The sequence below is a fragment of the Rhizobium sp. 01T444 genome, assembly GCF_056398305.1.
The window spans coordinates 1-652 of record NZ_JBFTPD010000223.1; the positions used below are offsets into that span (position 1 = coordinate 1).

The 652-nt window shown below is 68.7% G+C and carries 1 protein-coding gene; it reads left to right on the plus strand.

Annotation, left to right across the window (positions count from 1 at the left end):
* Positions 1-652, plus strand: a 652-nt coding sequence (locus AC1DTN_RS38095; protein ID WP_477925337.1) for a urocanate hydratase family protein, incomplete at both ends; no start/stop codon positions are given.

The following is a 652-nucleotide window of genomic DNA, read 5'->3' on the forward strand; positions in this document are numbered from 1 at the left end:
CTGAAGGACGACGAGACSCTGCTGGTSCARTCGGGCAAGCCGGTGGGCGTGTTCMGSACGCAYGWGRRCGCSCCGCGSGTGCTGATCGCSAAYTCGAACCTMGTGCCCAAGTGGGCGACSTGGGAGCACTTCAGYGAGCTCGACCGMAAGGGSCTCATGATGTACGGSCAGATGACSGCCGGCAGCTGGATCTACATCGGCAGCCARGGCATCGTGCARGGCACSTWCGARACSTTCGTSGARGCCGGMCGCCAGCACTACAACGACGATCTCTCGGGCAAGTGGATCCTCACCGCCGGCCTCGGCGGCATGGGCGGCGCGCAGCCGCTGGCCGCCACGCTGGCCGGCGCGGCCTCGCTCAACATCGAGTGCCAGCAGGCCAGTATCGACTTCCGCCTGCGCACGCGCTACCTCGACAAGCAGGCCAAGGACATCGACGAGGCGCTGGCGCTCATCCGGCATCACACCGAACGCAAGGAGGCGGTGTCGATCGGCCTGCTGGGCAACGCCGCCGAGGTGCTGCCGGAACTGGTCAGGCGCGCGAAGGCGGGCGGCATCAAGCCCGACCTCGTGACCGACCAGACCTCCGCGCACGACCTCGCCAGCGGCTACCTGCCGCTGGGCTGGACGCTCGCGCGCTGGGAAGCCGCCA